The following is a 26,334-nucleotide window of genomic DNA, read 5'->3' on the forward strand; positions in this document are numbered from 1 at the left end:
GCGGTCTGCCCGAAGTGTTTGCCTATGGCCTGCGCAACCCCTGGCAGTGGAGTTTTGACCGGGAGACCGGCGAACTCTGGGCCGGTGATGTCGGCCAGGGCCGGACCGAAGAGATCAACCGGATTGTCAACGGGGCCAATTATGGTTGGCCCTGCCTGGAAGGCGCCGACGTCATGCAGTCCTGTTCCGATACCAGTGGCTTTGAGGCGCCGGTGTTTTCCTACCAGCGGGGGGATGGCCGGTCGGTAACCGGAGGTTATGTCTATCGCGGTGAGCAGCTCGACAACTTATACGGGGTCTATCTGTTCAGCGATTTTGCCTCGGGTCTGCTCTGGGGCCTGTTCACTACCCCCGAGGGGGATCTTGAACGCCGCCAACTGCTCGATACCGGCGGCTCGGTGGTGTCCTTTGGGGAGGAACTCGATGGCGAGTTGCTACTGGTGGACTACGAGGGCGGCCAGGTGTCCCGGTTGGTGGCCGAGGCGCAGGACTCCCGGCAGGAGCCGATTCCCGAGTGGCTGTCGGAAACCGGCTGTATGAATCCCGATAACCCGGCTGAGCCGGGCGACGGGCTGATCCCTTATGACGTCCGCGAGCCCTTCTGGTCCGATGGGGCGGATAAAGCCCGCTATCTCGCGCTGCCTGACGATGCCACCATCGACGTGGATGAGACGGGTGATTTTGATCTGCCGGTGGGGTCGGTATTGGTCAAGCAGTTCTATCGGCACGACGAGCTGATCGAAACGAGGCTGATGCTCAACCAGCCCGCGACCGGGTGGGTCGGGCACAGTTACCGCTGGACCAGCACGGGCACCGATGCGCGCCGGGTAATCGAGGCGGAGGACGTCGAGATCCAGGACCAGTTATGGCACTACCCGAGCAGCGCCGAGTGTTCCCAGTGTCACACCAGCGCGGCGGGAGACAGTCTCGGGCTGGAAGTTCGTCAGCTCAATACCGACTTCGACTACGCCGGCACCACGGCCAATCAACTGGATACCCTGGCGGCCATCGGGGTGTTGACCGAGCCGTTGACTCGACAGCAGAGGGCAAACCCCCTGGTGAACAGCCGGGATGAGTCGCACCCACTCGATTTGCGCGTCCGCGCCTACTTGCACAGCAACTGCGCCAACTGCCACCGCCCCGGGGGGACCAGTCAGGCCAGTATGGATCTGCGCTTCGATACGCTGCCCGAGGCCATGAACCTGTGTAATGTGGGGCCAATGCAGAGCGATCTGGGCATTGAGGACGCCCGCCTGCTGGCGCCGGGCGAGCCGGAGCGCTCGCTATTGTGGCGGCGCATGGCGTCCAATGATGGCAACCGTATGCCGCCTCTGGGCAGTCATGTGCTGGATGACCATGGGATCGGGTTGATTGAAGACTGGATCGCGCAGATGGACGAGTGCACGGGCTTTTTCGCACCCGTGGGTGAAGCGTTGATTCTGCGCAATGTCGGCATTGATCAACCCTTGGGCGAGGACGGTACGCAAGATCCTTTGGCCGCGTCCTGGCAATTGGAGCCCGAGGGCCCGAGCTACTACCGGATTCGCTTGGCGGGGACGGATCAATACCTCCACGCCGAACAGGTACAGCCGATGGTCGGGACCATTGAACCGGGTTGGCTGAGCGCCCAGTGGTTTCCCGAGCGCGAGGGCGACTCAGTTCGCTGGCGCAACCGCTGGCGCGATGATCAGTACCTGGCCGTGGACCCGCAGACTGGCGAGCTGCAATTGAGAGATGCCGCCAACCTGGATGACAACACTCTATGGCAAGTCCGACAGCACCCGTAGGGTGGATCGGTCCGACGCCTCGGAGGCCGCAGCCGCGTAGGTCAGATTAGCGGCGTAGGTCGGATTAGCGCAACGCGCGTAATCCGACAACACCATCCGACACCCCCCCAGTCAGGACGCGCGGCTCGCCTTGAACTCCGAAAGCCGCGCCAACCGCTCCCGATCCAGCGCCTCACCAAAGGCTTTCCCGGTGTGGCCCTGGGCCGCAATCTCACGGTTGTCGATCGCCTGGCAGGCTTTCAGGGCACCGCGCAGATAATCGGCCTGGGCGTAATCCCGATCTTCAAAACCGGTACGCCCCCGGGCGTCGGCCTCACAGCAGAGCAGGAATTGCTCGAACTGTTCCGGTTTACGAAAGGCATCCGCCGCCCTGAGCAGCTTCAGTATCGTGGCCGGTTTCAATTCCAGCGCCCGATGACCGTGGGTGTGATACTCCGCCGCCAATCGGGCCAGGCGGCGGTAATCCTTGGGTGCGGTGATACGTTCGCACAGGGCATCCACAAGAGGCAGGCTGCGTTGCTCGTGACCGATGTGTCGGGGCCACTCTTCCTTCGGCGTCACGCCCTTGCCGAGATCGTGAATCAGAGCGGCAAAACGGACCCGTGTGTCTCCGGTCAGTTTTGCCGCCTGCTCCAGCACCATCAGGCAGTGCACGCCGGTATCCACCTCCGGATGATGCTCCGGACGCTGGGGGACACCGAACAGGGCATCCACTTCCGGCAGTACCCGGGCGAGCGCGCCGCAGTCGCGCAGGCACTGAATAAAGACCTGCGGGTCCCGCTCCCCCAGAGCCCGTTCCATTTCTTTCCAGACCCGCTCGGGCACCAGGTGATCCACCTCGCCACTGGCGACCATGTCGCGCATCAGCGCCAGGGTGTCCTCCGCAACGGTAAAACCCAGATGGTGATAGCGCGCCGCAAATCGGGCAACGCGTAAAATGCGGACCGGATCTTCGCTGAACGCCGGAGAGACATGCCGGAGCAGACGTGCCTCCAGATCCCGGGCGCCGCCGTAGGGGTCCACCAATTCGCCGCGCTCGTTCTCCGCCATGGCATTGATGGTCAGGTCCCGCCGGGCCAGGTCCTGCTCCAGAGTGACATCGGGGGCGGTGTGAAACTGAAAACCGGTATAGCCGGGTGCGGTTTTTCGCTCGGTGCGCGCCAGGGCGTACTCCTCTCCCGTCTGCGGATGGAGAAACACCGGGAAATCCTTGCCCACGGGCGTAAAGCCCTGAGCCTGCAGGTCCTCCGGGCGCGCGCCCACCACGACCCAGTCTTTTTCCGAGTAGGGGTAACCGAGCCGCTTGTCGCGCACTGCGCCGCCCACCAGATAAATATCCATAGAGATTTCACTGCAAAAAGGAGATAAACGACAAAATAATACGGTGCATCATGTTCTCACAAAAAAATCGGCTTTGCTCGTTGTGCTTTGCGTGAGCATCGCTTAATGTATCGGTTCGTTATGTGTTTCCCGCAGGTTTGCCTGTTTTATCCGAGGTCTGTGATTCAATGAACGTTTTCCGTATGCCGGTGGTGATTCTGGTGGCGCGCGCCCTGCGTTGGGCGGTGCGTATGCACCCTATGGCGCGGTGGAAAACGAGGCAACCCTGACAAGACAGCCTGTTCCGTTTTCAAAAAGCCGCAGCAACCACTGCGGCTTTTTTTGTTTTGGGGCCGCATGGAATTGCTGCCTCAACAAAAGGAGTGTGACTCGTGCAGGTGTATCTGGCCTATGGCCTGGTGGTATTGATTTGGTCGACCACGCCGCTGGCGATCCAGTGGAGCAATGACAGCGTGTCGTTTCTTGCCGCGGTGCTGATGCGAATGGGGCTGGCCGCTGCGCTGGCGGTGGTGTTGTTGGCGTTGCTGCGTCGTCGGTTGTTTGCCCAGCCTGGGGTGTGGAAGGCCTACCTGGCCGCGTCATTTGGCATATTTCCCAATATGCTGGTGATCTACTGGTCGGCGCAGTTTATTCCCTCGGGGCTGATCGCCGTGATTTTTGCGCTCTCCCCTTTTGTGACCGGCGCGTTGAGCTGCGTCATCTTGCGCGAAAATCCGTTTAACCGCCGCCGAGTGATCGCCCTGCTGGTGGCCGTAGCAGGCTTGTGCATTATTTTCTGGGATCAGCTTCAGATTGATGCCCGTTCGGCGTTCGGCATCGGCGGGATTTTACTCTCTTGCGGGTTGTTCAGTCTGAGCAGTGTCAGCCTCAAGCGCCTGGATCAGGGAGCGGGTCCCCTCGAGCAGACCGCCGGGGCCTTGATATTTGCGGTGCCGGGGCTCTTTCTCTGCTGGTGGTTGTTCGACGGACAATGGTCGGTGACGTTATCGGAGCGAAGCCTGATTGGGCTGCTTTACCTCTCGACGCTGGGCTCACTTCTGGGGTTTACCTTGTTTTATTTCGTTTTGCAGCGAATGACGCCCAGCGCGGTTTCGTTGATTACACTGATGACACCTGTGTTGGCCCTGTTGCTGGGCACTTTGTTTGCCGGCGAGCGGATATCCGTTTCACTGGTGGCCGGGGCCGCGCTGGTGTTGGTGGCACTGCTGGGTTATCTGGACCTGGGGATCGAGCGATTGTGGGGCAATCGGCGCCAAAGCTCATCGGCAGGGCGTCTGTAACTTCATGGTGCGCCATAGGGCGACAGGCTGCGCCAAAATGGTGCGCATAAAAAGTAATAACGCTCGGCGCTGGCTGGCTTATTTTTGTAACGTATTGATATAAAAAGGAAATTTAAAGTTGGCTCGGTCTTCGCTAAAGCACCGGTACCTGTACAACAATCGGGTAAGCCCCTCGGTTCGCCGAGAGCCTGGGGCACAAAACTCGAAGATCGCCAACGTTAGAGGAAGAACTCATGAACATGAAGCAAAAAATCCTGGCTGGTGCCGTCGCCGCGTCTGCAATAGCTTCTGCCGCTCTGGCTCCTGTGGCTCACGCCGAAGTGTCCGCCTCGGTGGGTGCTGCCAACATGTACTACTGGCGTGGTTATGATCTGGGCAACGGTGATCCGGCGGTCTGGGGCGATATCAACGTAAGCAGCAACGGTTTCTATGCCGGTATGTGGGCTTCCTCTGGTGACGCCGCCAACGGTACCGAATACGATCTGTACGCAGGTTACGGTTCTGAGGTCGGTGGGTTCACTTATGACATCAGTCTGTGGAGTTACTCTTACCCATCAGAGCCGGTAGCCAGTCCGACAGGACCTGGAGATCTGGTTGAAGCCGTTATCGGCTTGGGCTACGGAGCATTCTCACTGACCTATTACGATAACATTGAAAACAGCGCCAATCCTGATGGTGAAGACTACTGGTACACTACAGTGGGTGCTGCAGTTGGTGATTTCTCGTTCACTTACGGTGTGCACGAGTATGACTATGCCCACTTCGATATTGGTTACGCTTACAACGAAAACCTGAGCTTCACGCTTGGTCTGGTAGCTGACGATGTGGATGGAACCGAGAACGACGAAGCCAAATTCGTAGTCGGCTTCAGCATTCCGATCGAATAAGCTCACGTTTCCGGCCTGAAACCTGAGAAAAGGGTGCCTCATTGAGGCGCCCTTTTTTTGTATTGGCGGCACCTGATTCCCTCTCAATGCGCCCATATGTGCCAACCCGACGCGCTGCGTGGAACCCGGGCAGTGCGGATGCTAAGGTTAGGTCAGCCGTGGCCTTCGGTCGGCGACGGCATTTGGGGCAAGTTCGAGGTACGCCATCGATGTGAAGTGCTCGGCGAGGAGTTTGCCGGTTTGTGCTGCAAGGATAAAAGGAGAACGCGCATGCAGCGAACGTTACCCACCCAATTCATTACCTCCAGTCTCACCCACGGCGCTTCGCCGTTTCGCGCTCGCCGCTTCGCTTTGGCGCTGACGGCCGGGCTGTTGACTTGTGCCGGTTCATCAGTCTCTGCCGCCACCTCTCAGTCGGTGATTGAAGAGGTGCTGGTGACCGCCCAGAAACGCGAGCAGTCGATGCAGGATGTCTCCGTCGCCGTCACCGCTTTTTCCGGGGCGGCCATCGAAAAGATGGGCTTTGAAGAAGGCCTGGATATCACCCAGCAAGTACCCAATATGAATTTCTTCGCCATCTTTGGCGAAGCGTCCAGCCCGTCGATCAGTCTGCGCGGTATCAGTCTGGTGAATTTTTCCGATTCCTGGGAGTCGCCGGTCGCACTCTATGTGGATGACGTCTATCGGGGCAATCCCGCCGGTTCGGCGATTCAGCTGTTTGATCTTGAACGGGTGGAGGTCTTGCGTGGCCCCCAGGGCACCCTTTACGGGCGCAATACCACCGGTGGCCTGGTTCACTACGTGTCCAAACGGCCCACGGAAACCTTTGAGTCCTCGGCCAGCGTCAGTTACGGACGCTACGCTGAAGTGATTGCCGAAGGCATGATGTCGGGACAGCTGGCGGATGGTTTGATGGGACGTGCCGCCATCAAACGCACTCACAATGACGGCTGGCAGGTCAACGCGGTGGATGGTCAGAAGCTGAACGACACCAACAGTTTCGGTTACCGCCTGCAATTGCTGCGCGACTACGATGACGATGGTCAGTGGTTGCTGAACGTTCATGGCAGTCAGGCCGACCAGCAATCCGTGGGCTTTGCCCACATGGGCTATCTGGAATCGGCGGATGAGTCGGCGGCGACCTGTAGCATCGCTCGGATTCAGTCGGGGCTGTGCACCAGCGCCACTTTTGACATGACCGGGCGCGAAGCGGCCGGCGGCATTTTCGATCCCGGCCAGGTGGCTTCGAGTTCGCCGGGTGGCCTGACCACGGACATCAAAACCTTTGGCTCATCATTGACCGTGGAGTTGCCGGTCACCGAGGGTGTGACTTTCACTTCGGTCAGTGCACTGGAAGCCCTGGACAAGTTCATGCAGGACGACGGCGATGGCACGCCGGTGGTGTTTTTTGATGAGCAGTACTCGGTGGACGCCGAGCAGCTTACTCAGGAGTTCCGTGTGAATGGCCGAAGCGCCCGGTCCAAATGGGTGACCGGGCTGTATTACTACGATGATCACCGCGATCTGCTGACCGAGGCGCCCACCACCGAAAGCGCCCGAACGGATGACTGGTATGAATTTTTTCATCGCGAGGATGTGTCGCTCGACAGCCAGTCCTGGGCGATATTCGGTCAGTATGAATACGACTTTACCTCCCAGCTCACCGGTATCGCCGGGGTGCGCTATACCGAAGAAAAGCGTCAGTTCCGTCAGGATGCGGGCCCGAGTTTCTATGAGGAGATCGATGTTCGGGACAGCCTGGAAGAGGACTCGGTAACCGGCAAGCTGGGTCTGGATTGGCGCCCCAACCCGGATACCCTGATTTACGGCAGCGTGTCCACCGGCTTCAAGAGCGGCGGCTTTTCCGGCAGCTACAACGCCTCCCTGGAAGCGACCCGGCCGGTGGAAGCGGAAGATATCACCAATCTGGAACTGGGTTATAAAAACACCATGGCCGGTGGCCGCGTGCGGCTCAATGCCTCAGTGTTTACCTATGAGGTGGAAGGCTATCAGGCGCAGGTGTTCTTGACGGTGGCCGATGGCAGTGTGATCACCAATGCGGGCGATGTGACCGGCACCGGTGCCGAGGTCGAGGTGAATGCGCAGGTTACCGACAACTTCGAAGTGATTGCCGGGCTGGGTTGGCTCGATACCGAATTTGATTCCGATCAGATCTTCATCGTGGCCGGGGATGAGTACACCTTCGATGGCAACGAACTCCCCTCGGCCCCCAATCTGACCTATAACCTGGTGGCCCGTTACTACCAGGGTCTGGGAGATCGCGGGGAGCTGACTTATCAGGTGGATTACAGTTGGCAGGACGATCATTTCCTGCAGATTGAAAATGATCCCTACTCGAAACAGTCGGCCTACGGACTGGTCAACGCCAAGCTGAGCTGGATGTCCCCCGAGGGCACCTGGACGTTGGCGGCTTTTGTGACCAACCTGACCGATGAAGAGTACTTCACCTATCAGAACACTCTGGGTTCCGATTGGGGTTACGGTGTCTGGGGTAAGCCGCGTATGGGCGGCGTGCGTGTGGGGTGGAAGTTCTGAACGCGCCGGCCGGTCAATTCTCGGCCAGATAACGCATCAGTCCATCGGGGTGGTCGGTAAAGATGCCGTCCACCCCAGCTTCCATCAGGCGGCGCCAGTCTTTGGGGTGATTGGCGGTGTAGATCCACACTTTCCTGCCGCGCTGTCGAATATCCTCAATCAGCGCTTCGGGCATGAAGTCCTGACTGAGGTGCACGCTGTACGCATCGATCCGATCCGCGCTCTGCGCAAGATCCAGCGGTACGCCGTAGAGTAGCAGCCCGCGCCGGACCTCGGGCAGGCGTTGCTGTAACTGAGCCAACTGGCAGTGATCGAAGCTCGAGACGATCCAGGAATCGTGGCTCTGACCGGTATTCTGGCGGTGGGCAGTGAGAATGCGCACCAGGGCGTCCACGCAGTCCGGGCCTTTCAGTTCGATATTTAGCAGGGCGCGCTCACCAACCAACTCCAGTACCTGGCTGAGCCGGGGCAGGTGCTCACCATTGCTCAGGCGCAGGGCTTCGAGGTGATCCCGCGACAGATCGGACAGGACCTCATAGCCGGCAATCTCACGCCCCAGACGGCGGTCGTGGGTCACCCACAGCTCGTCGTGTAACTGCCACACATCAATTTCAATCGCCGGTGCGCCCATGGCCAGGCTGCGACGGATGGCCTCCAGGCTGTTTTCCGGCCCGGGCCCACCCCGGTGTGCGATACATAGCATAGTGATTACCCCGTGGTGGATTGCAGCTGTTGCTCCAATTGGGAGAGGCGCTCGGGCGTACCCACATCACTCCATTGGCCGTGGTGCACCCGACCTTCCAGTTGTCCGGCCTCGATGGCGGGGCGCAGGGCTTCCAATAGCGGAAACACCGACCGGCGCTCGGGGTAGCGGGCCACCAGCGCCGGGCGCAGAAGGCTGACCCCGGCAAAGGTATAGCGCTCGGCGTCTGTCGCCAGGCCAACCCGCGAGGCGGACAGGCTGAAGTCGCCTCGGGGGTGAAATGTCGGGTTTGGGACCAGCAGCAGCCGGCCCAGAGCGGAGTCGGGCAGGATGGGCTCGGTCAGTGTCGGTAGCGGAAAGTCGGTCCAGACATCGCCATTGATCAGCAGGAAGGGCGCCTCGCCCAGCAGAGGCAGGGCCCGGTAGATGGCGCCGCCGGTTTCCAGGGGCTCGGGTTCGCGAGAATAGTGTATCGCCAGGCCAAAACGGTTGCCGTCTCCGGCAAACTGCTCGATTTTTTCGGCCAGGTAGGCTGTGTTGATGATGACCTCGCGTACGCCGGCTTGTGCCAGTGCCTCCAGGTGGTACTGCAGCAGTGGCTTGCCGCCCACCGCCAGCAGGGGCTTGGGGGTGTGGTCGGTGAGCGGGCGCATGCGCTTGCCCAGCCCGGCAGCGAGGATCATGGCTTTCACGGGGTGGTCTCGCCCGCCAGCCGATAGTCCTCGTACCACGACTGGCTCTGGGCCTTGGGCAGCACCTTGTGTTCAAACCAATAGCGAAAATCGGCCAGCTCGGGGTAGTGGCTGGCCACTTCGAGCACATAGCGAATGACCAGGGGCAGGTGTTTCAGATACTGGGGCTTGTCGTCGCGCAGGGCGAGGCGGGAGAAAATGCCCAGCACTTTCAGGTGTCGCTGCAGCCCCATCCAGTCGAACCACTGCAGGAACTGGCTCTCGGTGACGTCCTCCAGCAACCCGATGCCGCAGGCCATATTGCCGTAGCCCAGGGCCCACTGGCGGATCTGGTCGGCGGGCCAGCGGATGTAACAGTCGCGCAGCAGGGACACCAGGTCATAGGTGATCGGGCCCCAGACCGCATCCTGAAAGTCCACGATGCTCATACAGCCGTCGGGCCGGATCAGCAGATTTCGGGAGTGGTAGTCCCGGTGCACGGCCACCTGGGGTTGCTCCAGGGCGCTCTGTTCCAGGCGGTCAAAAACCTCTTCCAGCAGTGAACGCTCTTCGGAGGAAAGATCCAGCCCCAGCATGCCCTCGAGGAACCACTCGATAAACAGGTTGAGCTCCCGGCGCAGGAAGGCCTGGTCGTAGGGCGGGAAATGTTCACTGCCGGGAGTCTGCTGCAACGCGAGCAGTTGCATCAGCGCCTCGCCGTACAGGGCGGTGGCGGACTCTGGCTGCTGGCGCAGTGCGCGGTGCAGCAACCGGTCGCCAAAATCTTCCAGCAACAAAAAGCCGTTTTCGGGGTCTACCGAGGCGACCTTGGGAACCGCGATGTGGTGGTTGAGCAAGTGCTGGGACAGCTCGGCAAAGCGGCCAGCGTTCTCCTGCGGAGGCGGGGCGTCGACGGCCAGCAGCGAGGGCTCGGTGTTCAGGCGGTAGTAGCGGCGAAAGCCCGCATCACCGTTCAGGGGCGTGAACTGCAGCAACTCCGGTGAGCTGTGGGCGTGCAGCTCGGCCAATTGGGCTCTGGCCCAGTGTTCCAGTTGGTCCTGTCGAGCCGCGAGCGGGTCGGTCATGGGGCGTCCTCGTTATTGTGGATACTGCGTACTGGAATTCTAACCCGGTTTGACCGCAAGAAGTCAAAGCCGGTAGCCGGAAAAAGGGTTGAATCCCGGGCTTTCATTCCATGACCGGGCTTATTCAAGTAGAATTCCCGGCGTTTCGCACGGTTCCTGTCACTGGCCCACATCAGCCTGAGGTACCCAGGCAACGAGCCAGGTCGATATCAAGGCCAGGTCAATATCCAGATAGTCCCAACACCGAGATCGTTAGCTACATGGATTCAGTCTATTCGCTTTTTCGCTCAGCAGGGTCCGAGGTGGGCCGTCGCTGGCTTTGCTGTCTGGTGCTGGCGGCCAGTCCTCAGGTGCTTGCCCAGGCGGGTGCTGACGGAGCCCGGGAGACCGAAGAGCGTGACGCAGAGGCCAGCGATCTTGACTGGGTGCCCGCCGAGGCGTTGACCGAGGCCCAGAAAGCGACCCTGCCCACCGGCTGCTGTGGGGCCTATATGGCGCCTGCGCGCGACGATGCGGACGCCCAGGTGCCGCCGGATGAGGCGGCCACCCGACTGAGCGCGGATCGCTCCGAATCCCGCGGGCAGACCCACCACACCCTGGAGGGTGATGTCAGGGTAAGCCAGGGAACCCGCAGCCTGCGGGCGGATCGGGCGGAAGTGGACCAGACCACCCGCGATGCCCAGGTGTCCGGGGATATCCAGATCCGGGAGCCGGGTGTTCTGCTGCGTAGCGAGTCGGCCCAGATGAACCTCGACAGCGGTGATGCCGAGCTCGACGACGCCCGCTTTGTGCTCTACGAAAGTCGGGTGCGGGGGAAAGCCGATCGGCTGACCAAACTGGGCGATCATTTTATCGGTCTGGAAGACAGCGCCCTGACCACCTGTGAGCCGGGCAGCGATGCCTGGAGCCTGAAAGGGCAGGCGATCAACATTTATCCCGAACGCCACTATGGCACGGCCAAGCACGCCCGCATGGAAGTGTTCAATGTGCCGGTATTCTACGCCCCCTACCTGCGCTTTCCGATCGACGATCACCGTCAGACCGGGTTTCTGTTCCCTTCACTGGGGGAGAGCCGACGCAACGGGTTCGAGGCCTCGATTCCGTTTTACTGGAATATTGCCCCGAACCTGGATGCGACCATTACGCCGGAGTACATGTCCAAGCGCGGAACGCTCTGGGGGCTGGAAACCCGACATCTGTCCCGGCACTTTGAAACCCGGGTGAGCGGCGGTTTTCTGGACGAAGACGAGAACCCCTACAGCGGGGCGCAGCGGGATGTGAGCGATGAAGAGGGCGATGACCTCAACCCCTACTTCGGCGAGTCGCGCTGGCAGTATCAGATACTGCAGCAGGGCGGTGCGGGGCAGCGCTGGAGTACGGAAATCGACTACACCGCAATCAGCGACAACGATTACCTGCGCGACCTGAACAGCAGCGGTCTGGATGTAAACCGGACCGCCCAGGTGGCCAAGCGGGCCCGGGCCGCCTACCAGGGGGATCACTGGTTGCTGGGCATCAAGGGCGAGGAGCTGCGCGCGCTGAGCACCGCCAAATGGCCGCACCGGGAACTGCCCCGGATCAATGCCGACGGTCGCTACCAGTGGGGCAACTGGGTTCTGGGGCTGGACAATGAGTACACCTACTTTGACGTGAACAGCACCTTCGAGAATGATAACCCGGAGTTCATCGATAACCTGCTGGTGGGTGAGCGGTTCCGCACCGATTACAGTTTGACCTGGGACAAGGACTGGGTGTGGGGCTTTTTCAAGCCGAGCGCGATTGTCAAAAGTCTGAGCTATCAACTGGACGAAGATCGATTGGCGGAAGGGGCTGAGCCCGACCCCAGTCTGGTGGTACCCCAGGGCACACTCGATATGGGGCTGTACTTCGAGCGGGATGGCCAGCTGTTCGGCAAGGGGTTCCTGCAGACGCTCGAGCCCCGGCTGTTCTATTTTTACAGTGACTTTGAAGATCACAGCGACCTGTTCGGCGTGAGCCGGAACAATCGTCCGGTGCTGTTTGATGCCAAGCCGCTGACTTTCCAGTACAACCAGCTGTATCGCACCTCCCGTTTTGCCGGCGGGGACCGGATCGAAGACGCCAATCAGCTTTCCGTGGGGCTGACCAGCCGGTTTATCGACCCCCTGACCGGGGTGGAGCAGATGAGCCTCAGCGTGGGGCAGATTTTCTATTTCTCCGATCGCCGGGTCGGTCTGAACACCCCAGACCTTGAGTATGACCCCGAGGAGAATCCGGACGCGGAGCGCCCCGAGGAGACCTACGAGCGTTCCGAGCTGGCCGGTCAGTTCACCGCCCGGGTGGGCGATCGGCTCAACATCAACGCCAATGTGGCCTACAACGAGTTTGAAAGCCAACTGGGCAGCGCCAATGCCAGTATCCGCTATATGGACCAGGCCGACCGGATCATGCACCTGGGCTACCGCTACACTCACCGGCCGCCCTCTCCGGGCCTGGAAGACCCGACCGCGGTGCAGGAGCGGGCCCTGGATCAGGTGGATTTTGCCTTCCACCTGCCTGTGGCGGCGCAGTGGAGCCTGGTCGGGCGCGCCAATTATGACTTTACCTATGAAAAGGAACTCGATACCTTCGTCGGACTCGAATACAACGACTGCTGTTACCGGGTCCGGCTGCTGGCCCGGCGCTGGCTGGACTTCGACTACACGCCGAACTTTCTGGAGCGGGTAGACGCTGACGATTACGATCAGAGCATCATTTTTGATTTTCAATTCAAGGGTCTGGGCAGCATCAACCGCAAGGTCAATGATCTGCTAGAGAAAGCCATTCCGGGCTACGGCGTCCGGGACGGTTCGATCCGCTAACCATTAGAGATAACTGACTGTTATGCAAGCAAACCGGATTACCCAACGTCTGATTCCCGCTGTTCTGGCGTTGTTGCTGGCCAGCCCGCTGGCGCTGGCAGAAACCGAAATGCTCGACCGCGTAGTGGCCATCGTCGGAGAAGACGTGGTGCTCGAAAGCGAGCTGGAAGAGCGGCTGGCGTCCATCAAGGCGCGTATTCAGCAATCGGACAGCAATCAGAATCTGCCCCCGGACAGCGTATTGCGGGACCAGATTCTGGACCAGTTGATTCTCGAGCGTCTGCAGATGGAAATGGGGCGCCGGTTCGGCATTGAAGTGTCCGATCAGCAACTGGATCAGACCATCGCGCGCATCATGCAGACCAACAACCTGACCGAAGCGCAGCTGCGCGCCGACCTGGAAAGCCAGGGGCAGACGCTGGAGGGCTTCCGGGACCAGATTCGCCGGGAGATGTGGGTCAACCAGATCCAGCAGGCGGTGGTGAACAGTCGGATCGACGTCAACCAGCAGGATATTGAAAGCTTCCTGGCCTCCACCGATGGCAAGTTTGCCACCTCCCCGAATTACCGCCTGGGTCATATCCTGCTCTCGGTGCCCAGCAGTGCCAGTGACGAAGAGGCCTCTGAGGTGCAGGAAGAGGCGGAGCGCATCCGTCAGGAACTGGTGGACGGCGCCGACTTTGAACAGATGGCCATCACCCACTCCAACGACGCCAACGCCCTGCAGGGCGGTGAAATTGGCTGGCGCAAACTGGAGCAACTACCGGAGCTGTTTGCCGATGTGGTCGCGGGACTGGAAGAGGGCGATGTGTCCGAGCCGGTGCGCAGTGGTGCCGGCTTCCATATTCTGAAAGTGCATGAGACCCGCAGCAACACCGGCAACAGCATGGTGGAGCAGACCAAGGCCCGACACATTCTGATCAAGACCTCGGAAATTGTCGACGATGCCGCTGCCGAGCAGAAACTCACCGAGTTGCGCGAGCGGGTGCTCAACGGTGAGAGCTTTGCCGACCTGGCCCGGGAGCACTCCGAGGATATCGGCTCCATGCTCCAGGGCGGCGATCTGGGCTGGACCATGCCCGGCCAGATGGTTCCCGCCTTTGATCAGACCATGAACGAGACCGATGTGGGTGAGGTCAGTGAACCTTTCAAGAGCCAGTTTGGCTGGCACATCCTGACGGTCGAAGATCGCCGCGAGCAGGACATGAGTGAACAGATGATCCGCAATCAGGCCGCAAACATGCTGCGCGAGCGTCGCTTCGACGAAGAGCTGCAGACCTGGCTGGCGGAAATTCGGGAAGAGATTTACGTGGAAGAGAAGTTGTGACCGAGGCTCGTAACCCTTTACGCCTGGCGCTGACGCCGGGCGAACCGGCCGGGATCGGGCCGGATCTGGCGGTCCAGTTGGCCCAGACCGAACGCGCCGATGAAATTGTGGTGATCGCGGACCCGGCACTGTTGCAGGACCGGGCCCGGCAACTGGGACTGCCTCTGACTGTCCGTGAATTCAATCCCGCCGATGTGGCGCAACCCCAGAGACCAGGGGAGCTGACCGTCGCTCCTGTGCCCCTGCGCGCGCCTTGTGAGCCTGGCGTACTGAACCCGGCCAACAGCGCCTATGTGTTGCAGACCCTGGACTTTGCCATCGCCGGCTGTCAGGCGGAGACGTTTCAGGGACTGATTACCGGCCCGGTGCACAAAGGGGTGATCAATGAAGCGGGTATTCCGTTCAGTGGTCACACCGAATACCTGGCGGACAAAACCGGTACTCCCCGGGTGGTGATGATGCTCGCCACCGAAGGGCTGCGAGTGGCGCTGGCGACCACACACCTGCCCCTGCGCGATGTTGCCGATGCCCTGAACGAAACGCTGCTTACGGAAGTGCTGGATATCCTGCATGGCGATCTGCAGCGGGATTTCGGTATCGCCGAGCCGCGCATTCTGGTGTGTGGCCTGAATCCCCATGCCGGCGAGGGCGGACACCTCGGGCGGGAAGAAATCGATCTGATCGAACCCGTACTGGAGAAGCAGCGGGCCAAAGGTCAGACACTGATCGGCCCGCTACCCGCCGATACCCTGTTTACGCCCAAGCACCTGGAGCAGGCCGATGCGGTAATGGCCATGTATCACGATCAGGGGCTGCCGGTATTGAAGTACAAAGGCTTTGGTCAGGCGGTGAACGTCACTCTGGGGCTGCCCATCATTCGTACCTCCGTGGACCACGGCACGGCGCTTGATCTCGCGGGCACGGGCCGAATCGATTCCGGGAGTCTGCAGACCGCGCTGGATTACGCGCGCACCATGGCGGCGGCCCGCTTCGGAGGTCGCTCATGAGTCGGCCGGGCAAGCAACGCATGGGCAACGGCGAGGCCCCCCACCGCGCCCGCAAACGGTTCGGTCAGAATTTTCTGGTGGATGGCAACGTCATCGATCGCATCGTTGGGGCCATCAACCCTCAACCCGGCGAGCTGCTGGTGGAAATTGGCCCCGGTAAAGGCGCGCTGACCGCGCGCCTGGCGGACAAGGCCGAACATTTACGGGTCATTGAGTTGGACCGGGACCTGGTGCCCTGGCTGAAAGTACAGTTTGAAAAGCACCCGGATTTTGAGCTGTTCCAGGCCGACGCGCTGAAGTTTGATTTCACTACCTTGATGAATGACGAGCAGTCGCTGAGAATTGTCGGCAATCTGCCGTACAATATTTCCACGCCGTTGATTTTCCATCTGCTCAGCTACGCTGGGCAAGTGAAAGACATGCACTTCATGTTGCAGAAAGAGGTGGTCAAGCGAATGGCTGCCGGCCCGGGTGAAAAAGCCTATGGCCGACTGGGCATCATGGTGCAGTACGACTGCCAGGTCGAACCGTTGTTTGAAGTACCGCCCGGTGCTTTCGACCCGGCGCCGAAAGTGGACTCCGCCGTCGTTCGGCTGACTCCCCACGCCCGGCGCCCGTTTACCGCCACCAACCGGAAGACCCTCTCCCAACTGGTCAATGTCGCCTTTCAGCAGCGGCGCAAAACCCTGCGTAACGCGCTGAAGAATCTGGTGGAGCCTGAGCAGTTGGACCAGCTGCCGGTGGATGCCAGTTTGCGTCCGGAAGCCCTGTCACTGGAAGACTACGTTCGCCTGGCCAACGCCATCGACACCTTGAATTCGGCGTCTTAGCCCCCACAGTAAGACGCAGTTTCCGCCTTCAAGGGCGTCGCCCTGGCGAGCCCGCACTCTGGAGTGGCCTGGTCCTATGACGCACAACATTCGGGTATCCGTAAAACCCGCCTACATTGAACAGCAGTCCCAACCCGCTGAACACCGCTTCGTGTACGCCTATACCATCACCATCGACAATCAGGGTGATGTGCCTGCGCAACTGATCGGTCGGCACTGGGTCATACGCGATGCCGACGAAAAGAAACAGGAAGTGCGTGGCATCGGGGTGGTCGGTGAACAGCCACACCTGCCGCCCGGCAAACGCTTTACTTACACCAGCGGTGTGATTCTGGATACCGAGACCGGTATCATGGAGGGCAGCTACCAGATGAAGACCGAGGATGGCCAACTGTTTGATGTGCCCATCCCTGCCTTCGCACTGGTACCGCCCCACGCGATTCACTGACCGGAGCGTTCATGAGTACCTATGCCATCGGGGACATTCAGGGCTGTCTGGGTCCGTTGAGACAGTTGTTGGATCAGGTCAACTTCGATCCCGCCGAAGACCGGTTGTGGATTGCCGGCGATCTGATCAACCGCGGTCCGAGCTCGCAGGAAACCCTGCGCTTTCTGTACCAGATGCGCGACCGCCTGACGGTGGTGCTGGGCAATCACGATCTGCACCTGATTGCGGTGGCGCGAGGACATCGCGCCCCGAACAATAAAGATACCCTCGAAGATATTCTCGGCCACGACGAGCATCCGGAATGGATCGAGTGGCTGCGTCAGATGCCGTTGCTGCATCACGATCCGACATTGAATTTCGTTATGACTCATGCCGGCATTCCTCCACAGTGGCATCTTGAGCGGGCCAAGGCCCACGCGCGTGAAGTTGAAGCGGTTCTGCAGAGTAGTCAGTTGGATGACTTTCTGGCCCATATGTACGGCAACGAACCGAGTCAATGGAAGCATAAGCTGTATGGTATGGATCGGCTGCGGATGATCACCAACTATTTCACCCGCATGCGTTTTTGCACGGCCGACGGTGATCTGGACTTGAATAACAAGGGGGAGGCGGGTTCTCATCCGCCCGGATTCGCTCCCTGGTTTGCACACCCGAAACACAAGTGTCGCAACGAACGGATTCTGTTCGGTCACTGGGCAGCCCTGGAAGGCAAGGCCGACGCACCCAATGTGTTCGCACTGGATACCGGTTGTGTCTGGGGCGGTTCGCTGACCGCGATTCGTTTGGAAGATCAGAAAACTTTTCGTTGTGATTGCTCGCTGTTAAAGAATTTGTGAACTGTGCACCAAAATTGCACAGGGAGTGTGACAAACTGAGCGCCGCCAATTAGAATGCGTCCCGCGCATCACCCGATGCGTTTCTGATTGGACAATTGATGTACACAAAAGGAGCACTCATGAAAATCAAATCTCTGGCACTGGCAACCGCTTTTTCCCTGACGTCCGGCTTGGCGATGGCAAACAGCTATCAGGCCGAAGTCGGCGCTAATTACACTGATGTCGAGAACGGCGACGGCGTTTTTGGCATGTATGGCGAGTTCCATTTCTCTCCGGTACAGACTCGCAATCACCCGCTGGCGGAAGCCGCTTTCCTTGAGCGCTCTTCCAATGTGTATGCTGCGGCAGACGACGACTTTGATGTGCTAACCATCGGTGGTGAGCTTTACGTTCCCGACACTATGTTTTACGTGGGTGGTCGTGTGACCCGCGTAGATAATGCGGCCGGTGATGAAACCACCGCTTATGCCACTCTGGGCCTGACACCGGTCGACGGTCTGTTGGTTACTACAGAGTTCTCTGAAGATGGCTACGATGCCAACATCAGTGCCAAGTACGTGACCAGCCTGGGTGGCGGTAACTTCGTCAACCTGGAAGGGACCTATCAGGATACTGATTTCGATGATGATATCCTGTCTCTGGGTGCCGATTTCTATTTCGATCGCACCTTCAGTGTCGGTGCTGGTTATACGGACTTTTTGGGTGATGATCAGTTTACCCTGCGTACTGAAAAGTTCTTCACCAACGAAATCAGCGGTCGCCTGTCGTTCACCGACTCCGACGCGGCTGGCAATGTCTTCACCATCGGCGGTGCCGTTCGTTTTTAAAAAAACAGAAACGATGGTGATGTCAAAAAAACCCGGCCTGGCCGGGTTTTTTTGTGTCTGAAGGTCGGGTTTCCCTTGCACTTGTGAGAACGCCCCGATAGATTTCCCCTACACCACTGACTTGGGGCGACCGTGGATATTGAATTGCTCAGAACCTTTCTGGAAGTGACCCAGACCCGACACTTCGGGCGTGCTGCGGATAAACTGTTTATTACGCCCGCGGCGGTCAGTGCCCGTATTCGTCAGCTGGAGCAGACCCTGGGGGTCACGCTGTTTTTCCGTACCCGGGGCAATATCCAGATGACCGCCGAAGGGGAGCGGCTGCTGCCGCACGCCCATCACCTGCTGGAGGCCTGGGCGGACACTCGACGCGAGCTGGCCCGGGAGGCCGAACCCGACCGCCACCTTCGCCTCGGTGCCACGCCGGGGCTCTGGCAGTTCCTGCTCGCGGGCCTGCCCGCCTGCCTGCAGCGGGAACTGCCCGATATGACCTTGCGCGCCGAAGCCTGGTCGCCCGACGAGCTGCTCGACCGGTTGTCGGCCGAGCAGTTGGATCTTGCATTGTTGTACGACCTACCGGGAGATGGCGCCCTGAAGTCCCGCCGTATTGGTCAGGTGCGCCTGGCTCTGTTCAGCAGTCAGCCGGATCTGGATGTGAAGGCTGCACTGGCCGACGGGTATGTTTCGGTGGACTGGGGCGCGGCCTTTGCCCTGTTTCAGGCCAAGCGCTTTGGCGAGGTGACGGCGAGCCTGCATACCAACCAGGCCAGTGTGGCGCTGGCGACTTTTCGCGAGCGAAGGGCAAGCGCTTACTTACCGGAAGAGTTGGCAGGCGAGGGGGTGTATCCGGTAAGGGGGGCGCCCGAGTTTACCCGGCCCCTGTATGCGGCGTTTCGACCGGAGCAGGAGTTCAGCCCCAGTGTGCAGCGAGTGCTGGATGTGTTGGTCGAGGGCGATGCACTATCGCCCTCTCAATCCTCTTAGAAATCGAGTTCCCAGAGATCGTCACAGCCGAGCTCTTCCTTCAGCCGACGCCGTTCCAACCGGTCTTCGATCTTCCGGCGCATATCCAGAATATGTTGGTTGGCCTCGCGGCCTGTCAGCTTCACCGGCTCCTCGTCGTTCTCGGCCTCGGTGGGCATATCGTTGATGTAGTCGGTATCGTCATCGGAATGATCAATGTTCACAGCCATGGACATCTCCAGCGTAAGAAATGACAATGCACAAGCGGGTTGTGTCATGAGCCAGTTGGTTCATGCCGCTAACCACCAGGCCATGTGGCGCTATTTACCACGGGGAGTGCCGATGGCAAAGCAAAAAAAATTTGCCGTCATCCCTAATTTTTCTGATCCTGAGTGAGCAGTGAGGAAATCAGTGGATATCCAGGACAAGACCGTGATCGGCTGGCGCGAATGGGTGCGGATGCCCGCCCTGGGCCAGGCCGAAATCAAGGCAAAAATCGACACCGGAGCGCGCACCAGTGCGCTGCACGCTTACTTTGTGGAGCCCTTTGAGCTGGATGGTCGCCCCTGGGTGCGTTTCGGGCTGCACCCCCGTCAGAAGGATACCGAGGTGCAGATCGAGTGCGAGGCACCGGTGATTGACCAGCGCCGGGTCACGGACTCCGGCGGTCACGCCGAAATGCGCTACGTCATCGCCACCACCATGGTGCTGGGGGATCAGGCGTTTGAGGCCGAGGTGACCCTGACCGACCGGGAGAATATGCTGTTTCGAATGCTGCTCGGGCGCGGCGCGCTAAAGCCGCGCTTTCTGGTCGATAGCGACCAATCCTTTCTGCTGGGGGGCTCGAAGTTCCAGCCCCCCGGTGAACTGAACCTTTCCTGATTTGAGCCATTGGACCATCTATGAAAATTGCCATTCTGTCGCGCAACCGTCGACTGTACTCCACCCGACGTCTGATTGAAGCCGCCGAGGAACGCGGCCACGAGGTGCGGGTACTGGATATCCTCAAGTGTTACATGGATATCACTCCGTCCAACCCGAGTATCTGGTATATGGGCGAGAAGCTCGACGGGTTCGACGCGGTCATCCCCCGTATTGGCGCTTCGGTGACCCACTACGGCCTGGCGGTGATCCGTCAGTTTGAAATGATGGGCGTCTACTGCCTGACCGAGTCGGTCGCGCTGGGGCGCTCCCGGGACAAGCTGCGGGCCATGCAGCTGTTTTCCCGCAAAGGGCTGGGCATGCCGCGCACCAGCTTCGCCTACCACGTGCACAACACCAAAGACCTGATCAAGCTGGTGGGCGGCGCGCCGCTGGTGGTCAAGCTGTGTGAAGGCACCCAGGGGCGCGGCGTGGTGCTGGCGGAAACCGCCAAGGCGGCGGAGAGTGTGATTGAGGCCTTCCGCGAACTGCGCGCCGAGTTTCTGGTGCAGGAGTTCATCAAGGAAGCCGGGGGCAGCGATATCCGCGCCCTGGTGATCGGCACCAAGGTGGTGGCGGCCATGCAGCGCACCGCCATGGAAGGGGAGTTCCGCTCCAACCTGCACCGAGGCGGTAGCGCTCAACTGGTCAAGCTGACGCCCTCCGAGCGCCAGACGGCGGTCAAAGCCGCCCAGACCATGGGGCTGTCCATCGCCGGTGTTGACCTGCTGCGCTCGAGCCGGGGCCCGCTGCTGATGGAGGTGAACTCTTCGCCGGGTCTGGAAGGTATAGAAGGGGCCACGCACAAAGATGTGGCCGGTGCGATCATCAAGTTTGTCGAGGAAAACGCCAAGCCCAACAAAACCCGCACCCGGGGCGGTAAAGGGTAACGTCTATGGCCAACTCCTCACCCGCCGCCAAAACCGACCCGGGCCGACGCGCCCGGGAAAAAAACCGCACCCTGGACATTGGTGGCGTCAAGGTGGCCCCGGGGGAGCGTACGTCGGTGGATATCCCCCTGGCCGCCATGTACACCCACTCGGATGTGGAGATGACAGTACACGTCATCAACGGTCGCCGGCCCGGTCCCTGCCTGTTTGTCAGCGCCGCCATTCACGGCGATGAACTCAATGGTGTGGACATCATCCGTCGGCTTCTCAACTACAAACAGCTCAACCAGTTGCGCGGTACCCTGATCGCGATTCCCGTGGTCAACGTGCACGGCTTTCTGAACCAGTCCCGCTACCTGCCCGACGGCCGGGACCTGAATCGCAGTTTTCCGGGCAGTGAGCGGGGCTCCCTGGCGGGGCGGGTGGCGAATACTTTCGTGGGCGATATCCTGAAAAACTGCACCCACGGTATCGACCTGCACACCGGCGCCCGCCATCGCAGTAACCTGCCCCAAATTCGCGCCGACCTGAGCTCGGACGAGACGCGCAATCTGGCCATGCAGTTCGGTGTGCCGGTAGTGCTCGATGCCAAGCTGCGGGACGGCTCAATGCGCGAGGCGGCCTCTGATATGGGCATTCCCCTGTTGTTGTATGAAGCCGGGGAGGCTCTGCGCTTCGATGAGCTGAGCATCCGTGCCGGTGCCCGGGGTATCATCAATGTCATGCGCGAGCTGAAAATGCTGCCCCAGCGCAAACGCCCGGCCAAAATCCCCCAGGCCGTGGTCGCCTCAGACAGCCGCTGGCTGCGCGCCCCCACCAGTGGTGTGATGCGCTCGCGGGTGCAGTTGGGGGCGCGGGTCAAGAAGGGCGATGTGCTGGGGATGATTGCGGACCCGTTGGGGCTGAATGAATCCCCGGTGCTGGCACCCGCCGAGGCCATCGTGATCGGCATGACCCACCTGCCGCTGGTCCACGAGGGCGAGGCGCTGTACCACCTGGCGAATTTCCATCGCCGCACCGGCAAGGTCGCCTCCGAGGTGCAGGGCTTCCACGAGCATTTCAGTGATCAGGAAGAAGAACCGTTCTTTATCGGATGGGATGATTCGTTGGAAAACTGAGTTTGGGAACGGCGGATGCGCGCTTCGCGCTTATCCGCCCTACGCGCATTTATACCGCTGCGCTCGGCCGTAGGGCGGATAAGCGAAGCGCATCCGCCGTTACCCAACCGCCAAATCACGCCAACGCGTTCAACTTCACCACATTGCCGTCAAAGGCGAAGTGCTTTCCCACAAAGCGTGCTTCGAACTGCCGGGCGGTGAGAGGCTTGGAGAACAGGAAGCCCTGGCCCTGATCGCAGCCCTCATCACACAGCCAATCCGACTGAGCGGGCTTCTCTACCCCCTCTGCCACCACCGACAGCTGCATGTTGTGCGCCAGGCCAATGATCGACTTGGCAATGGCCGCATCGTTCGGGTCGCTCTGAATATCGTGAATGAAACTGCTGTCGATCTTCAACTTCTGAATCGGGAAGCGCTTCAGATACGCCAGGGACGAATAGCCGGTGCCGAAATCATCAATCGCCAGATACAGCCCCATCTGATTGAGCTGCTTGAGCTGATTGATGGTCTCACCGGCGTGCTCCATGGCGCAGCTCTCGGTGATCTCCAACTCCAGATACTCCGCCGGTAAGCCGGTCTCCCGCAGAATGCTTTCCACCTTCTCCGGGAAATTGCGCTGGCGGAACTGGCGCGGTGACAGGTTCACCGCCATGCGACCCACTTTCTTGCCCGAGTCCAGCCAGCGCTTCTGCTGGTAGCAAGCCTGGCGCAGCACCCACTCGCCAATGGGCGCAATCAGGCCGGTTTCCTCGGCCAGGGGAATGAAATGAGCCGGGGAGACCAGTCCGCGTTCCGGGTGTTGCCAGCGCACCAGCGCCTCCACACCCATCAGCTCGCCGGTTTTCAGATCGATCTGGGGCTGATAGTGCAGAATCAGCTGCTCCTGCTCCACCGCCCGGCGCAGATCGTTTTCCAGTAGCAGGTAGTTGACCGCCGTGGCGCTCATGCCCTTGGCGTAAAACTGACAGTTGTTTTTGCCGGCTTCTTTCGCCTTGTACATGGCGATGTCGGCGTTCTTGAGCAGCTCGTCGGTATCGGTGCCGTCATCCGGGTAGACACTCACCCCGATACTCACGGTGGTGGTGATCTCGTGACCGGCAATCTCCAGCGGCCGGGCCAGAGTCACCAGCAGCTTGTTGGCGATGAACACCACATCTTCCATGTCGTGCACGCCCTCGAGCACCACCACGAACTCATCGCCGCCCAGACGGGCGACGGTATCCATGTCGCGCACGCCTTCGTTCAGGCGCATGGCGATGGCTTTGAGCAGCAGGTCCCCGGAGTCGTGTCCGAGGCTGTCGTTGATGTTCTTGAACCGGTCGATATCCAGCAACATCAACGCCAGTTTGCTGTTGCTGCGTTGGGCTCGGGCCAGGCCGTGATAGATGCGATCGTAAAACAGGGAGCGGTTGGGCAGGGCGGTGAGCGAGTCGTGGAAGGCCATGTAGTTCAGGCGCGACTGTTGCTCGCGCAGAGCATTTTCCGCCAGCTTGCGCTCGGAGATGTCGGTGCAGATGGTACAGACACCGAACACATCGTTATTCGGGTTTCTGAGGGGGAACTTCACCATCAGATAGGTGTGCAGGCTGCCGTCCTTGTGCATCAGCTCCAGTTCGGTCTCGAAGGTCTGCTGCTTGTCCTGGGTGGCCAGGTCAATATCCCAGAGTGCCTGAGCCACTTCCTTGGGGTAGACGTCGAAGACGTTCTTGCCGACAAACCCCTGCTCGTCCACGTTCTGCAGCTGCTTGTAGTGCTCACTGGCGAGTACCACATTGCCGTTCAGGTCCTTGACCGAAATCAGGGCCGGAGAGTGGTGCAGAATGGCGTGCAGGTAGGTCTCGCTGGCCCAGAGGGCCTGCTCGGCCAGGCGGTGGCGCTCGCTCTGCTCGTCGTGGCGCCACATTTCGATGATCTGTCGGGCCAGCAGGCCGCTGAAGGCCCATACGGTATCCAGCTCCTGAACGCTGCGCTCCAGGGCGGGCAGATCGTCCTGGCTTTCCAGATAGAAGGCGGCGATGGGCTTGTCGTGCTCGAAAATGGGGTAGAGATAAGCGGAGCGGGTGCCCTTGGGGGTGATGTCGTGACCCAGGCGGACAATGGCGCTGCTGTCCAGGGCAATGGGCTGTCCCTCGGCAAAGACGCGCTCGATCTGGTTGTGGGGAAAGCCTCGGAGCTTGTTCAGGGCAGTGGCGACGGTATCGATTTCGGGCTGTTTCTGGGCGTTCAGGCGGGCGATGGATTCGACGAAGAGTCGTCGGTCCCGCTCTATGATCAGCGCGGCCCGGCTCACCGCAGGCTTGGCCATGACCAGCTTTACTAGACGTTCGGCGATTTGTTTGTGGTTCAGGTCGGTGAACAATCGTTGGAAACGCTTGATCAGTTCAACCGCCGTCAATTTCGTCTGCATAGTCGCCCAGTTTGGGTGGTCTTCGTGGCTAACATCAAACCCGATCGCCGCTTATTACGGCGTGTCGGTTTCAGCTCCTTGTACAAGGCGCCTTGCTCCTGGTGATCTGGCTTGCGTTGCTTTACGTGCCAGATAGCGCCAATCTATTAAATTCTTTCACAATACGCAAGAAATCCTGACGCGCGTACTGATCGAATGACCCCAACGACCTGTTGTTCAGGTTATTATTTTTTTTCATAAGACCTGCATCATAAGCCGCCTTTGGCGCAAGAATCAAGGCCCGATTGGCGGCTGTTGCTTTGTTCAGGAGAGGATGGCCTTGAGCGCGGTGATCAGCGCCTGCATTTCGGTGTCGCTGCCGATGGAGATGCGCAGGTACTCGGACAGGCGGGGTTTGTTGAAATAGCGGACGATAATGCGGGCGTCGCGCAGTTGGCGGGACAGTTCGGCCGCGTCCTCACCCTCGGGAACGCGGGCGAAGACAAAGTTGGCTGCCGAGGGCACGGTCTGGAAGCCCAGCTCCTGCAGGCGAGCCTCGGTCCATTCCCGGGTGGCGATGACCTGATCCCGGCACTGACGGAAATAGTCGTCATCCTCGATGGCCACAATGGCGGCGGCCTCGGCCAGGCGATCCACCGGGTAGGAGTTGAACGAATTCTTGACCCGCTCCAGCCCCTCGATCAGCTCCGCCGAACCCAGGGCGAAACCCAGGCGCAGGCCGGCCAGCGAGCGGGATTTGGACAGCGTCTGGGTGACCAGCAGGTTGGGGTAGCGGTCCACGAGTTGCGCCGCGCTCTCGGCCCCGAAGTCGACATAGGCTTCGTCGATCAGCACAACGCTATCGGTGTTCTCTTTCAGCAGTGCCTCAATATCGCTCAGGGGCAGTGCTCGCCCGGTGGGCGCATTGGGGTTGGGGAAGATGATGCCACCGTTCTCTCGCCGGTAGTCGGCCAGATTGATGCTCAGGTCGTCGGCCAGGGGCAGCATTTCATAGTCGATGTCGAACAGCTGGCAGTAGACCGGGTAGAAGCTGTAGGTGATGTCCGGGTAGAGCAGGGGGCGCGACTGTTTGAAGAAGGCCATGAAGGCAAAGGCGAGCACTTCATCGGAGCCGTTGCCGACGAAGGTCTGTTCGGGCTTGAGCCCATAATAATCGGCGATGGTCTGTTTGAGGGCGCTGGAGTTGGGGTCGGGGTAGAGGCGCAACTTGTCGATGGCCCCATCGGTCAGCACGTCCCGCACCCGGGGGGAGGGCGGAAACGGACTTTCGTTGGTGTTGAGTTTGATCAGCCCATCAATTTTGGGCTGCTCACCCGGCACATAGGGCTCAAGCTCACGGACCCGCTCACTCCAGAAACGCGACATGTAAAGACCTTCTTTGGGTTTACGTCAAAACCGCCATTATACATGAGGTGCTCGTTGATTCGTGGCTCGTAGGAAACGCATGTCGTGCCACTTTGGGGTAGCACGGTAGTCGCATCACGTCCGGGCCGGGAAGGGGAAGCCCTTTCAAGACACGCCGTAAACCCGGTCCCTACGCGCTCCCGGCGCTTCGGGACACTTCCCACATCCATGTGGGTCGTCCACGGGGGCTCGACGCGCGGAGTCCC

Annotated in this window: 23 protein-coding genes; 16 read left to right on the plus strand and 7 right to left on the minus strand. The window is 60.1% G+C overall.

Annotated features, from left to right (window positions below; translation table 11 throughout):
* The coding region (locus B3187_RS06760) for a PQQ-dependent sugar dehydrogenase (protein ID WP_286805317.1) at positions 1 to 1,787 on the plus strand (1,787 nt) is incomplete at its 5' end.
* Between the two features lie 111 nt (positions 1,788 to 1,898).
* Here B3187_RS06760 and B3187_RS06765 read toward each other — a convergent pair.
* Positions 1,899 to 3,128, minus strand: coding sequence for a multifunctional CCA addition/repair protein (locus tag B3187_RS06765; protein ID WP_286805318.1), 1,230 nt, complete (start codon positions 3,126 to 3,128; stop codon positions 1,899 to 1,901).
* Positions 3,129 to 3,499: 371 nt separating this feature from the next.
* Here B3187_RS06765 and B3187_RS06770 point away from each other — a divergent pair, with 371 nt between their 5' ends.
* From B3187_RS06770 to B3187_RS06780, 3 genes are all read left to right on the plus strand, one after another.
* Positions 3,500 to 4,408 (plus strand): DMT family transporter, encoded by a 909-nt coding sequence (locus B3187_RS06770; protein WP_265365636.1) that lies wholly within the window; start codon positions 3,500 to 3,502, stop codon positions 4,406 to 4,408.
* Positions 4,409 to 4,641: 233 nt separating this feature from the next.
* Positions 4,642 to 5,295, plus strand: a complete 654-nt coding sequence (locus tag B3187_RS06775; RefSeq protein ID WP_265365635.1) for a TorF family putative porin — start codon at positions 4,642 to 4,644, stop codon at positions 5,293 to 5,295.
* Between the two features lie 270 nt (positions 5,296 to 5,565).
* Positions 5,566 to 7,851, plus strand: a complete 2,286-nt coding sequence (locus B3187_RS06780) for a TonB-dependent receptor (RefSeq protein ID WP_286805321.1) — start codon at positions 5,566 to 5,568, stop codon at positions 7,849 to 7,851.
* A 13-nt stretch (positions 7,852 to 7,864) separates the two neighbouring features.
* Here the strand turns inward: B3187_RS06780 and B3187_RS06785 are convergent, their stop codons facing one another.
* From B3187_RS06785 to B3187_RS06795, 3 genes are read right to left on the minus strand one after another with little or no spacing between them, the layout of a single operon-like run.
* Positions 7,865 to 8,554, minus strand: a complete 690-nt coding sequence (locus tag B3187_RS06785; protein WP_286805322.1) for a glycerophosphodiester phosphodiesterase — start codon at positions 8,552 to 8,554, stop codon at positions 7,865 to 7,867.
* A 5-nt stretch (positions 8,555 to 8,559) separates the two neighbouring features.
* On the minus strand, positions 8,560 to 9,237 hold the full coding sequence (murU, locus tag B3187_RS06790; RefSeq protein ID WP_339619111.1) for an N-acetylmuramate alpha-1-phosphate uridylyltransferase MurU: 678 nt from the start codon (positions 9,235 to 9,237) through the stop codon (positions 8,560 to 8,562).
* Between the two features lie 5 nt (positions 9,238 to 9,242).
* Positions 9,243 to 10,310, minus strand: coding sequence for an aminoglycoside phosphotransferase family protein (locus tag B3187_RS06795; RefSeq protein WP_286805324.1), 1,068 nt, complete (start codon positions 10,308 to 10,310; stop codon positions 9,243 to 9,245).
* Positions 10,311 to 10,570: 260 nt separating this feature from the next.
* Between B3187_RS06795 and B3187_RS06800 the strand changes: the two genes are divergently transcribed.
* The 8 genes from B3187_RS06800 to B3187_RS06835 all read left to right on the plus strand — a co-directional run bounded on the left by B3187_RS06800 (position 10,571) and on the right by B3187_RS06835 (position 19,409).
* Positions 10,571 to 13,150: an LPS-assembly protein LptD gene (locus B3187_RS06800; RefSeq protein ID WP_286805325.1), complete on the plus strand. Its 2,580-nt coding sequence runs from the start codon at positions 10,571 to 10,573 to the stop codon at positions 13,148 to 13,150.
* Positions 13,151 to 13,172: 22 nt separating this feature from the next.
* The gene (locus tag B3187_RS06805) at positions 13,173 to 14,477 is read left to right on the plus strand and encodes a peptidylprolyl isomerase (RefSeq protein ID WP_123638055.1); all 1,305 of its coding nucleotides are present in this window, start codon (positions 13,173 to 13,175) and stop codon (positions 14,475 to 14,477) included.
* Positions 14,474 to 15,484 (plus strand): 4-hydroxythreonine-4-phosphate dehydrogenase PdxA, encoded by a 1,011-nt coding sequence (gene pdxA / locus B3187_RS06810; protein WP_286805326.1) that lies wholly within the window; start codon positions 14,474 to 14,476, stop codon positions 15,482 to 15,484. Before B3187_RS06805 ends, pdxA begins: the two co-directional genes overlap by 4 nt.
* Positions 15,481 to 16,314, plus strand: a complete 834-nt coding sequence (gene rsmA / locus B3187_RS06815; RefSeq protein ID WP_246004362.1) for a 16S rRNA (adenine(1518)-N(6)/adenine(1519)-N(6))-dimethyltransferase RsmA — start codon at positions 15,481 to 15,483, stop codon at positions 16,312 to 16,314. Before pdxA ends, rsmA begins: the two co-directional genes overlap by 4 nt.
* 76 nt (positions 16,315 to 16,390) lie before the next feature.
* Entirely contained in the window at positions 16,391 to 16,762 is a 372-nt protein-coding gene (gene apaG, locus B3187_RS06820; RefSeq protein WP_123638053.1) for a Co2+/Mg2+ efflux protein ApaG, read from the plus strand.
* Between the two features lie 11 nt (positions 16,763 to 16,773).
* On the plus strand, positions 16,774 to 17,598 hold the full coding sequence (locus B3187_RS06825; RefSeq protein ID WP_024460978.1) for a symmetrical bis(5'-nucleosyl)-tetraphosphatase: 825 nt from the start codon (positions 16,774 to 16,776) through the stop codon (positions 17,596 to 17,598).
* Positions 17,599 to 17,717: 119 nt separating this feature from the next.
* Positions 17,718 to 18,425, plus strand: coding sequence for a putative porin (locus tag B3187_RS06830; protein ID WP_286805328.1), 708 nt, complete (start codon positions 17,718 to 17,720; stop codon positions 18,423 to 18,425).
* A 144-nt stretch (positions 18,426 to 18,569) separates the two neighbouring features.
* The gene (locus B3187_RS06835; protein ID WP_286805330.1) at positions 18,570 to 19,409 is read left to right on the plus strand and encodes a LysR family transcriptional regulator; all 840 of its coding nucleotides are present in this window, start codon (positions 18,570 to 18,572) and stop codon (positions 19,407 to 19,409) included.
* Here the strand turns inward: B3187_RS06835 and B3187_RS06840 are convergent.
* Positions 19,406 to 19,618 carry a PA3496 family putative envelope integrity protein gene (locus B3187_RS06840; protein ID WP_238559225.1) on the minus strand — a complete coding sequence of 71 codons (213 nt, stop codon included), beginning with the start codon at positions 19,616 to 19,618 and terminating at the stop codon, positions 19,406 to 19,408. The genes B3187_RS06835 and B3187_RS06840 overlap by 4 nt on opposite strands.
* Here B3187_RS06840 and B3187_RS06845 point away from each other — a divergent pair.
* Genes B3187_RS06845 through B3187_RS06860 form a run of 4 tightly spaced genes read left to right on the plus strand, consistent with a single transcriptional unit; the run spans position 19,617 to position 22,317 of the window.
* Entirely contained in the window at positions 19,617 to 19,784 is a 168-nt protein-coding gene (locus B3187_RS06845) for a hypothetical protein (protein WP_170162874.1), read from the plus strand. The genes B3187_RS06840 and B3187_RS06845 overlap by 2 nt on opposite strands.
* 3 nt (positions 19,785 to 19,787) lie before the next feature.
* Complete coding sequence (locus B3187_RS06850) at positions 19,788 to 20,270, plus strand: ATP-dependent zinc protease (RefSeq protein WP_322113804.1); 483 nt, start codon at positions 19,788 to 19,790, stop codon at positions 20,268 to 20,270.
* A gap of 20 nt (positions 20,271 to 20,290) precedes the next feature.
* Positions 20,291 to 21,199, plus strand: a complete 909-nt coding sequence (rimK, locus tag B3187_RS06855; protein ID WP_265365623.1) for a 30S ribosomal protein S6--L-glutamate ligase — start codon at positions 20,291 to 20,293, stop codon at positions 21,197 to 21,199.
* Between the two features lie 5 nt (positions 21,200 to 21,204).
* Entirely contained in the window at positions 21,205 to 22,317 is a 1,113-nt protein-coding gene (locus tag B3187_RS06860; RefSeq protein WP_123638049.1) for a succinylglutamate desuccinylase/aspartoacylase family protein, read from the plus strand.
* Positions 22,318 to 22,432: 115 nt separating this feature from the next.
* On the opposite strand, the gene B3187_RS06865 is transcribed toward B3187_RS06860, so the two are convergent.
* Together B3187_RS06865 and hisC are read right to left on the minus strand one after the other, a co-directional pair.
* On the minus strand, positions 22,433 to 24,724 hold the full coding sequence (locus B3187_RS06865; RefSeq protein ID WP_123638048.1) for a putative bifunctional diguanylate cyclase/phosphodiesterase: 2,292 nt from the start codon (positions 24,722 to 24,724) through the stop codon (positions 22,433 to 22,435).
* Between the two features lie 303 nt (positions 24,725 to 25,027).
* The gene (gene hisC / locus B3187_RS06870; protein ID WP_286805331.1) at positions 25,028 to 26,089 is read right to left on the minus strand and encodes a histidinol-phosphate transaminase; all 1,062 of its coding nucleotides are present in this window, start codon (positions 26,087 to 26,089) and stop codon (positions 25,028 to 25,030) included.
* Between the last annotated feature and the right edge of the window lie 245 nt (positions 26,090 to 26,334).

Origin of the sequence: Marinimicrobium sp. UBA4209 (assembly GCF_002381585.1) — a bacterium.
GTDB lineage: Bacteria > Pseudomonadota > Gammaproteobacteria > Pseudomonadales > Cellvibrionaceae > Marinimicrobium > Marinimicrobium koreense.

Excerpts from the sequence above, each read along its gene's own strand:
- B3187_RS06830 (WP_286805328.1), top strand. The coding sequence starts at position 17,718 with ATGAAAATCAAATCTCTGGCACTGGCAACCGCTTTTTCCCTGACGTCC.
- rsmA (WP_246004362.1), top strand. The coding sequence starts at position 15,481 with ATGAGTCGGCCGGGCAAGCAACGCATGGGCAACGGCGAGGCCCCCCAC.
- B3187_RS06865 (WP_123638048.1), bottom strand. The coding sequence starts at position 24,724 with ATGCAGACGAAATTGACGGCGGTTGAACTGATCAAGCGTTTCCAACGA.
- hisC (WP_286805331.1), bottom strand. The coding sequence starts at position 26,089 with ATGTCGCGTTTCTGGAGTGAGCGGGTCCGTGAGCTTGAGCCCTATGTG.
- murU (WP_339619111.1), bottom strand. The coding sequence starts at position 9,237 with ATGATCCTCGCTGCCGGGCTGGGCAAGCGCATGCGCCCGCTCACCGAC.
- B3187_RS06775 (WP_265365635.1), top strand. The coding sequence starts at position 4,642 with ATGAACATGAAGCAAAAAATCCTGGCTGGTGCCGTCGCCGCGTCTGCA.
- rimK (WP_265365623.1), top strand. The coding sequence starts at position 20,291 with ATGAAAATTGCCATTCTGTCGCGCAACCGTCGACTGTACTCCACCCGA.
- B3187_RS06825 (WP_024460978.1), top strand. The coding sequence starts at position 16,774 with ATGAGTACCTATGCCATCGGGGACATTCAGGGCTGTCTGGGTCCGTTG.
- B3187_RS06860 (WP_123638049.1), top strand. The coding sequence starts at position 21,205 with ATGGCCAACTCCTCACCCGCCGCCAAAACCGACCCGGGCCGACGCGCC.
- B3187_RS06845 (WP_170162874.1), top strand. The coding sequence starts at position 19,617 with ATGGACATCTCCAGCGTAAGAAATGACAATGCACAAGCGGGTTGTGTC.
- B3187_RS06795 (WP_286805324.1), bottom strand. The coding sequence starts at position 10,310 with ATGACCGACCCGCTCGCGGCTCGACAGGACCAACTGGAACACTGGGCC.
- B3187_RS06800 (WP_286805325.1), top strand. The coding sequence starts at position 10,571 with ATGGATTCAGTCTATTCGCTTTTTCGCTCAGCAGGGTCCGAGGTGGGC.
- B3187_RS06805 (WP_123638055.1), top strand. The coding sequence starts at position 13,173 with ATGCAAGCAAACCGGATTACCCAACGTCTGATTCCCGCTGTTCTGGCG.
- B3187_RS06765 (WP_286805318.1), bottom strand. The coding sequence starts at position 3,128 with ATGGATATTTATCTGGTGGGCGGCGCAGTGCGCGACAAGCGGCTCGGT.
- apaG (WP_123638053.1), top strand. The coding sequence starts at position 16,391 with ATGACGCACAACATTCGGGTATCCGTAAAACCCGCCTACATTGAACAG.
- B3187_RS06785 (WP_286805322.1), bottom strand. The coding sequence starts at position 8,554 with ATGCTATGTATCGCACACCGGGGTGGGCCCGGGCCGGAAAACAGCCTG.
- B3187_RS06780 (WP_286805321.1), top strand. The coding sequence starts at position 5,566 with ATGCAGCGAACGTTACCCACCCAATTCATTACCTCCAGTCTCACCCAC.
- B3187_RS06840 (WP_238559225.1), bottom strand. The coding sequence starts at position 19,618 with ATGGCTGTGAACATTGATCATTCCGATGACGATACCGACTACATCAAC.